This is a genomic window from Microbacterium sp., assembly GCF_039812165.1.
Classification (GTDB): domain Bacteria; phylum Actinomycetota; class Actinomycetes; order Actinomycetales; family Microbacteriaceae; genus Microbacterium.
This window is the reverse complement of record NZ_JBDIAB010000203.1, coordinates 1-4,918: the sequence shown is the minus strand read 5'-3', so window position 1 is coordinate 4,918 and position 4,918 is coordinate 1. Positions and strand designations below refer to the sequence as shown.

The window sequence follows — 4,918 nt, the reverse complement described above, 5'->3', positions numbered from 1 at the left end:
CCGAGGGCAAGATCGTCGTCTTCCTCCAGCCCGCGAAGAAGTTCAAGACGCGCTACGCCACGATCGGCTTCGAGGACCGCGCGAACCTCGACGACGGCGACCTGTGGCCGATCGGCTTCGCGGTGCGCGCCTGGACGCCCGCGGTGGAGGAGCGGGTCACCGCGCTCGTGCGCGCGGCGGTCGGCTGACGGCATCCCGCCGCCGGCGCGGATCAGACGAGCGCGACGGCCGCCTCGGGGGTCGCGACGCGGAAGCTGACCGTCTCCTGGAGGTAGAGCTCCACGGCGTCGGCGGTGTGCGAGGAGTAGCCCACCGAGAGGTCCTCGCCGCACTCGAGAATGAAGTCGCCGCCGCGCAGGCTCAGCACGACGGGGTTCGCGATGCCGGGGACCCACTCGACCGGCCCGTCGAGGACGTGCCGCAGGTGTCCGAGCAGGGGCGCGCCGCCCGCGTCGTTGCCGCCCACGACGCTCACCCACGCGTCGTGGCCGAGCGCCAGCGCGTACGGGCCGCCCACGTCGGACTGCTTCAGCACGCCCACGGCCGCGGCCACGCGCGCCGCGAGCCGGCTCGGGTCGTCGCCCGCCGCGATCGGCTTGTGCGGCGAGGCGTGGGCGATCCCGATCATCCCGAGCGCCGGCCAGCCGTCGAACACGGTCGCGTTCTCGGTGCGGGCGATGGCGAGGGCCGCCTGGTCGAGGCTGGACAGGTCGACGTCGACCGCGCCGCGCGCGGCGGCGTCGAGCTCCACGCGCGACAGCGTGAAGTCGGCGCGCACCTCGGCCAGCGGCAGCACCGTGCGGGCGCGGGCGGTGACGCCCTCGACGGGAGCGGCGACCGCCGGGCCGACCCGTCCGGTGCTCGTGGCGGAGTGCTGCCAGCCGAGCGGTCCGGCGAAGTCGACGAGGCGACGCGCGCCGAGCGCCACCGACAGGCGCGACTTCGCCTCGGCGTCGACGAGCTCCCAGGTCTCGGGGGTCAGCGGGGCGAGCCCGCGCAGCAGGTGGTTCATGATGCCGTCCTTCCGCCCGTGGCGGGCCTGAGAGAGCCGATGGCGAGTGAGTGGTCGACGGATGCCTCGGCCGTGGCCGACGGCGTCCCCGCGGCATCCGCGTCCGCGGCGCCGACGTCCGAGGCGTCGCCGTCCGCGTCGCCGCCGTCGCCGATCGCGGCGAGCATGTCGGCCGGCGGGGCGAAGAAGGTGGTCCCCGTCCGCGGGGTGGAGAAGTCGAGCAGCCGGTCGTGCAGGCCCGGGGGATCGCCGACGAACATGCGCTCCAGCATGCGCTCCAGCACCCACAGCCGGCGCGTGTACCCGATGAAGTACGTGCCGTACTCGCCGTGCGCAGGTCGGGCGAACGGCATGTTGTCGCGCAGGATGTCATGCTCGCCCTGGTCGTCGGTGATCGTCGCGAGCGTCTTGTGCGACCTCTGCCCGCTGGTGGCGTCGGGCAGCTCGACGTTGTCGGCCTTGCGGCGGCCCATGATGGCCTCCTGCTGCTCGGTCGTGATCGCCTGCCACGCGCCCAGGGGATGCGTGTACTTCTGCACCACGACGTAGCTTCCGCCGGCGAACTCGGGGTCCTCGTCGCCGACGAGAGTGGATGCCGGCAGGTCGGGACCGACCGGGTTCGCGGTGCCGTCGACGAAGCCGAGCAGGTCGCGATCGTCGAAGTAGCGGAAGCCCGAGACCTCGTCGGCGAGGGTGACGGCGTCGCCGAACGCCTCGAGCAGCAGCCGCTCCAGCTCGAAGCAGAGGTCCTGACGGTCGGCGCGGATGTGGAAGAGGAGGTCTCCGGGCGTCGCGATCGCGGTGTGGGCCGCTCCGGCGAACTCGCGGAACGGGTGGAGCTCGCCGGGCCTCGGCCGCCCGGTCAGGTCGGGCCAGATGCGGCTGCCGATCCCGACCGTGCACGACAGCCGCGCCGATAGGTCGCGGAAGCCGACGGTCTTCACGAGGTCGCCGACGCCCGAGACGACGTCGCGCGCGGTGGCCATCGCCGCGTCGCCGTCGACCACGACGAGCACGAGGAACACGGCCGACCGCGTCAGGGGTGCGTCCACCTGTTGCGGCGCGATCGGCACCCGTTCGTCCGCCGTTCCCGCCATGCCTGCCTCGCTTCCGCCACCCCGGCCCAGTCTGCCCCGCCGCCCGGCCTGCGACAAGCCGCCGCACGCGCGGCCGCGGGCGTCACGGGGGCCCTTGATTCGCCCGTGGCCCCGACGCAGGATGAGGAAGGATGCCGCCGCGCACCTGCCCGGCGTCGGATGAGGAGGAGCGCCATGGCCGAGGGAGCACGGGAGGCGGATGCCGGGAGCCCCGGCCCCGAGGTCGCGAACGGTGATCGGTTCGCGAACGGCGCGAGCGTGCGCACCGCCCTCGGCCTCATGCCCGACGTCCCACGTCAGGGCGGCTACGGCCCGGCCACCGACGGCGCGTGGTCGAGCCACCCGTACCATCACCCCGCCGCCGGCTGGGGCGCGGCGCTCTCGGTCGGGCAGGTGCTGCTGCGCCAGCGCGCACCCGTGGCCGGCACCCGCGCGATGTTCACGATGAACCACCCCGTCCGCGGCTTCGACTGCCCGGGCTGCGCGTGGCCCGACGACCCAGGCGTCATGCTCGACATCTGCGAGAACGGCATCAAGCACGTGACGTGGGAGATGACGCGCAAGCGCGTCGACCGCGCCTTCTTCGCGGCGCACACCGTGAGCGAGCTCGCCGGCTGGACCGACTTCGCCCTCGAGGACCAGGGGCGCCTGACCGAGCCGATGGTCTACGACGCCGCGACCGACCACTACGTGCCCATCGCGTGGGACGACGCCTTCGCCCTCGTCGGCGCGGAGCTGCGCGCACTCGACACCCCCGACCGGGCCGCGTTCTACACATCCGGACGTCTGGGCAACGAGGCGTCGTTCCTATATCAGCTGATGGCCCGCGAGTACGGCACCAACAACCTGCCGGACTGCTCGAACATGTGCCACGAGGCATCCGGTCGCGCCCTCAACGCGTCGCTCGCGACCGGCAAGGGCACCGCCGACCTGGAGGACTGGGCGACGTGCGACGCGCTGTTCGTCCTCGGCGTCAACGCGGCCTCGAACGCGCCCCGCATGCTCACCTCGCTCGCCGCCGCGGTGCACCGGGGCGCGCAGGTCGTGCACGTCAACCCGCTCGTCGAGGCCGGCGCGACGCGCACGATCGTGCCGCACGAGATCCTCGACATGGCCCGGTTCAAGACCACCGCGACCAGCACCGACAACCTGCAGGTGCGCCCCGGCGGCGACCTCGCCCTGATCCGCGGCATGGCCAAGGTCGTGTTCGAAGCGGCGCAGACCGACCCGCACGCGCTCGACCAGGCCTTCCTCGACGCGCACACGCAGGGGCTCGACGAGTACCGCGCGCTCGTCGAGTCCACCGGGTGGGACGAGCTCGTCGAGCAGTCCGGCCTCGCCGAGGCCGACATCCGGCGCGCCGCGGGCGTCTACCTCGCCGCCGGGCGCACCGTGATCAGCTGGTGCCTCGGCGTCAGCCAGCACGAGCACGGCGTCGACACGATCCGCGAGATCGTGAACCTGCTGCTCCTGCGCGGCAACATCGGTCGCACCGGCACCGGCCCGTCGCCGGTGCGCGGGCACAGCAACGTGCAGGGCAACCGGACGTGCGGCATCAACCACGAGCCGGGCGACGACTTCCTCGACCGGCTCGACGAGGTCTGCGGCATCCGCTCGCCCCGCTCGCGGGGCCTCGACACCGTGCACACGGTCGCCGCGATGCACGCCGGTGCCGTGAAGGTGTTCGTCGGCATGGGCGGCAACTTCGTGCGCGCCGCCCCTGACACCGTCTTCACGGCCGAGGGTCTGCGGCAGTGCAGCCTGACCGTGCACGTGAGCACCAAGCTCAACCGCAGCCACCTCGTGCACGGCCGCGCCGCACTGATCCTGCCGTGCATCGGCCGCACCGAGCGCGACGAGCAGCGCAGCGGACCGCAGGGGGTCTCGACGGAGGATGCCATGAGCTCGGTGCAGCTGTCGATCGGCACCCGTCGCCCTGCCTCGCCGCACCTGCGCAGCGAGCCGGCGATCATCACCGGCATCGCCCGCGCGACGCTGCCCGACAGTGCGACCCCGTGGGAGGCGTACGTCGACGACTACGACCGCATCCGCGACACGATGGCGCGCGTGCTCCCCGGCTTCGAGGGGTTCAACGAGCTGGTGCGCCGGCCGTACGGGTTCCGCATCCCGCAGCCCGCCCGCGACCGCGACTTCCGCACGCCCTCGGGGCGCGCCGAGTTCTCGCTCGCGCCCCTGCCCGACGTGATCCCGGAGGACTCCGACGTGCTCGTGCTGCAGACGATGCGCTCGCACGACCAGTGGAACACCACGATCTACTCCGACGACGACCGCTATCGCGGGGTGCGGGGCATCCGCGAGCTGATCCTCATGAACGAGCGCGACATGCGCGACCGCGGCCTCGCCGAGGGCGACCACGTCGACATCGTCGCGACCTCGAAGGACGGCTCGCACCGCGCGGTGCGCGCGTTCCGCGCGCTCGGCTACGACCTGCCGCGCGGGAGCGCCGCGGGCTACATGCCCGAGCTGAACGTGCTGCTCGGCCCCGCCGACTACAGCGCACAGAGCGACCAGCCGCTCATGAAGAGCATCCGGGTGCGGGTCACGGCATCCGCCGACTGAACCGGTCGCGGGCTCTCCGTCACGTCGCCCCACCGCTCCGTCCACGGCGCGGCGCGGGCGGCCTATCCTGGCCGAGGACGGATGCCGGTGCGCACCGCCCGCGCCGAAGGGAGCCCCGTGAAGGTCACGACCACCACCCTCGAGATGCTCGCCGCCCCGGCCACCGCCGCGCGGTCGTTCCCCGAGGGCGTCCGGCTCGACCGGGCCACGGACGTACCGCCCGAGTACG

At 73.2% G+C, this 4,918-nt stretch carries 3 protein-coding genes and 1 pseudogene; 2 read left to right on the top strand and 2 right to left on the bottom strand.

Going from position 1 to position 4,918, the window contains the following annotated elements:
• A pseudogene (locus tag WML84_RS12825) lies at positions 1–188 on the top strand (hypothetical protein); the annotation flags it as partial.
• A gap of 23 nt (positions 189–211) precedes the next feature.
• On the opposite strand, the gene WML84_RS12820 reads toward WML84_RS12825, so the two are convergent.
• Positions 212–1,012, bottom strand: a complete 801-nt coding sequence (locus tag WML84_RS12820; RefSeq protein WP_347346530.1) for a family 1 encapsulin nanocompartment shell protein — start codon at positions 1,010–1,012, stop codon at positions 212–214.
• Positions 1,009–2,109 carry a Dyp-type peroxidase gene (locus tag WML84_RS12815; RefSeq protein ID WP_347346529.1) on the bottom strand — a complete coding sequence of 367 codons (1,101 nt, stop codon included), beginning with the start codon at positions 2,107–2,109 and terminating at the stop codon, positions 1,009–1,011. The genes WML84_RS12820 and WML84_RS12815 overlap by 4 nt, the downstream gene beginning before the upstream one ends.
• A gap of 174 nt (positions 2,110–2,283) precedes the next feature.
• On the opposite strand from WML84_RS12815, the gene WML84_RS12810 reads away from it, so the two are divergent.
• Positions 2,284–4,689: an FdhF/YdeP family oxidoreductase gene (locus WML84_RS12810; protein WP_347346528.1), complete on the top strand. Its 2,406-nt coding sequence runs from the start codon at positions 2,284–2,286 to the stop codon at positions 4,687–4,689.
• Positions 4,690–4,918: the final 229 nt, after the last annotated feature.